Origin of the sequence: Streptomyces sp. RKAG290, assembly GCF_023701695.1 — a bacterium.
Classification (GTDB): Bacteria; Actinomycetota; Actinomycetes; order Streptomycetales; family Streptomycetaceae; genus Streptomyces.
This window is the reverse complement of sequence record NZ_JAJOZC010000007.1, coordinates 1-3,596: the sequence shown is the minus strand read 5'-3', so window position 1 is coordinate 3,596 and position 3,596 is coordinate 1. Positions and strand designations below refer to the sequence as shown.

Sequence of the window (3,596 nt, the reverse complement as noted above, 5' to 3'; positions counted from 1 at the left end):
GCGACGCGTACGCCAAGTCCGTGAAGTGCATCGCCTTCGAGGGCCGGGTGATCGTCGTCGGCTTCGCCAGCGGCGTCGTCCCCACCCGGGCTCAACCACGCCCTGGTGAAGAACTACTCGGTCCTCGGGCTGCACTGGGGTCTGTACAACACGAAGGACCCGCAAGCCGTCCGCGACTGTCACCAGGAGCTGACCCGGCTGGCCACCGACGGCGTCATCAAGCCGCTGATCAGCGAGCGGGTGGCGATGGACGGGCAGCGGCCGCCGTGCAGCGCGTCGCCGACGGCACCAGCACCGGCCGCATCGTCGTCATCCCGTCAGGAGCCGCCCGATGACCACCCCCGACGCGGCCGCACTGCGCCGCCTCACCCGGAACTGCTCGCCGCCACCCCCCGGGTGACGCGGCCGCACTGCGCCGCCTCACCCGGAACTGCTCGCCGCCCACCCCCCGGCCACCACCGACCGCACCGACTTCCTCAAGGCGCGCTTCGACGCCGGACTCGCCTGGGTGCACTACCCGGTGGGACTGGGCGGGCTCGACGCCCCGCGCTCCCTGCAGCCCGTCGTCGACGCGGAACTCGCCGCGGCGGACGCGCCGGACAACGACCCCCGCCGCATCGGCATCGGCCTCGGCATGGCCGCCCCGACGGTCCTCGGCTACGGCACCGACGAGCAGAAGCAGCGCTTCCTGCGCCCGCTGTGGGTCGGCGAGGAGGTGTGGTGCCAGCTCTTCAGCGAGCCGGGAGCCGGCTCCGACCTGCGGCCCTCGGCACCCGCGCCGTCCGCGACGGCGAGGACTGGGTGGTCGACGGGCAGAAGGTCTGGACGTCCAGCGCCCATGTGGCCCGCTGGGCGATCCTCATCGCCCGCACCGACCCGGACGTGCCCAAGCATCGTGGCATCAGCTACTTCATCTGCGACATGACCGACCCCGGTGTCGAGGTGCGCCCGCTGCGCCAGATCACCGGCGAGCCGAGTTCAACGAGGTCTTCCTCACCGGGGTGCGCATCCCCGACAGCCGCAGGCTCGGCCCGGTCGGCGAGGGCTGGAAGGTCGCGCAGACGACGCTCATGAACGAGCGGGTCTCCATCGGCGGCGCCCGCATCCCGCGCGAGGGCGCATGATCGGCCCGGTCGCCCGTACCTGGCGCGAACGCCCCGAACTGCGCACCCACGATCTGCACCAGCGCCTGCTCACCCTCTGGGTGGAGGCCGAGGTCGCCCGGTCACCGGCGCGCGCCTGCGCCAGCAGCTCGTCGCCGGGCAGCCGGGCCCCGAAGGCTCCGGCATGAAGCTCGCCTTCGCCCGGCTCAACCAGGAGATCAGCGGCCTCGAAGTCGAACTCCTCGGTGACGAGGGGCTGTTGTACAGCGACTGGACCATGCGCCCGTCCGGAGCTCGTCGACTTCACCGGCCGCGACGCCGGCTACCGCTACCTCCGCTCCAAGGGCAACTCCATCGAGGGCGGTACGAGCGAGGTACTGCTCAACATCGTCGCCGAACGCGTGCTCGGTCTGCCCGCCGAACCGCGCAACGACAAGGACGTCGCCTGGAAGGACCTGTCCCGATGACCGCACAGACCGAAGAGAGCCAGGCGCCCGATCTGCTGTACTCGGAGGCCGAGGAAGACCTGCGAGCCGCGGTCCGCTCACTCTCGACGACCGGTGCGACGCGCCGACGGTGATCGCCCGCACCGAGTCCGACACGCCGTACGACCCGCAGCTCTGGAAGGCGCTCGCCGCCGACATCGGCGCCGCCGGACTCCTGATCCCCGAGAAGCTCGGCGGGCAGGGCGCCACCCACCGGGAAGCCGCGGTGGTCATCGAGGAACTCGGCCGCAGCGTCGCCCCCGCGCCCTATCTGACGAGCTCCGTCGTCGCCACCGAGACGCTCCTGGCGCTCGGCACGCAGGACGGACCGGTGGCCGGGCTCCTCGCCGAACTGGCCGCTGGCCGCCAGGTCGCGGTGCTGGCCGTGCCCTTCTCCGCCGCCGTCGCGGACCCTGCCACCCTGACCGGCGCCCTGGACGGCACCCTCGGGCCCATCGCCGACGCGGCCGCCGCGGATGTCCTGCTGGTGCCCACCACCGACGGTCTGTACGCCGTCGCCACGGACGCCGCCGTGTCACCGTCGAGCCCCTCGTGCCGCTCGACCTGACCCGGCCGCTGGCCACGGTCACCCTCAGCGGCGCCACCGGTACCCGCCTCGCGGACCCCGGGGCGGACAAGCAGCGATGCGCAGGGGCTGCTGGCCGGAGCCGGGCTGCTCGCCTCCGAGCAGCTCGGACTCGCCGAGTGGTGCCTGACCGAAACGGTCCGCCACACCCGAGAGCGCCATCAGTTCAACCGGCCCGTCGGCTCGTTCCAGTCGCTCAAGCACCGCATGGCGCAACTGTGGCTGGAGGTCGTCTCGGCCAGGGCCGCGGCGCGAAACGCCGCGGACGCGCTGGCCACCGGCAGCCCCGACACGCCGTTGGCCGTCGCGGTGCGCAGGCGTACTGCTCCAAGGTCGCCGTCCACGCGGCGGAGGAGTGCGTCCAGCTCCACGGCGGCATCGGCATGACCTGGGAGCACCCCGCGCACCTGTATCTGAAGCGTGCAAAGGCCGACTCGACCGCCTACGGCTCGGCAGGCCGCCACCGCGAGACCGTCGCGGAGCTGATGGAGCTGCCGGCGCCGTGACGCGGCGCCGGCCGGCGCAGCGGTGACCCGGAGCGGGGTACGAGTCGCGTACCCCCGCTCCGCCATGCGTGAGCGGCGCCGGACCACGCGCTCCTGCGGGAACCGGCGCGGGCGGAGGATCGCGAAAGACGGGCCGAACGGCGGTCGACGGGAGCGCGGCGATCGAGACAACTCTGCCATAGGCAGTCCTGTTGGGTGCGCCGGTTCCATACTCGGTCGCGTCCGTCCGTCCGGCACGCCCTTGCAACCGGGAGAATCCATGGCGTTCCCTACCCGCCGCCGCGTCGTCACCACCGCAGCCGCCACCGCGGCCGCAGGCACCCTGCTGCCCCTGCGGACTGCCGCCGCGGCCGAAACCCCCGCCGCGGCCCGGACCGTCCGAGGCCCCCGGCCGCTGTCCCGCGCGCACGCGCACAACGACTACCTGCACACCCGCCCGCTGCACGACGCGCTCGCGCACGGGTTCACCAGCGTCGAGCGGACGTCTTCCTCGTGACGGGGAACTGCTCGTCGCCCACGAGGCGACCGGTCTCGACCCGGCCCGCACCCTGTCCGCGCTCTATCTCGGCCCACTCCTGGACCGGGTCCGGGCCAACCACGGAACCGTGTTCCCCGGCGACCGGACCCCCGTACAGCTGCTGATCGACATCAAGACGGACGGGGCGGCCGCCTACCGGGAGCTCGACCCCAGCTACGGCGTCACCGGCAGATGCTCACCGCCTTCCGGCACGGCCGGGTCCGGCCCGGGGCCGTCACGCCCGTCGTCTCGGGTGACCGGACGGCCCGCGCACCGATGGAGGCCCAGCCCACCAGGTACGCGTTCTACGACGGCCGGCTGGACGACCTCGGCACCGCGGCCGCGGCCTCGTTCATCCCCCTCATCAGCAGCAGCTGGACCGAGAGCTTCAGCTGGCTG

The 3,596-nt window shown here is 73.1% G+C and carries 4 pseudogenes; all 4 read left to right on the top strand.

What is annotated here, in order from left to right:
* A pseudogene (locus tag LNW71_RS35190) lies at window positions 1-335 on the top strand (zinc-binding dehydrogenase); the annotation flags it as partial.
* Window positions 336-410: 75 nt separating this feature from the next.
* Window positions 411-1,570: pseudogene (locus LNW71_RS35185) on the top strand (acyl-CoA dehydrogenase family protein).
* Window positions 1,567-2,680: pseudogene (locus LNW71_RS35180) on the top strand (acyl-CoA dehydrogenase family protein). The pseudogenes LNW71_RS35185 and LNW71_RS35180 overlap by 4 nt, the downstream one beginning before the upstream one ends.
* A 259-nt stretch (window positions 2,681-2,939) precedes the next feature.
* Window positions 2,940-3,596, top strand: a pseudogene (locus LNW71_RS35175) (hypothetical protein); the annotation flags it as partial.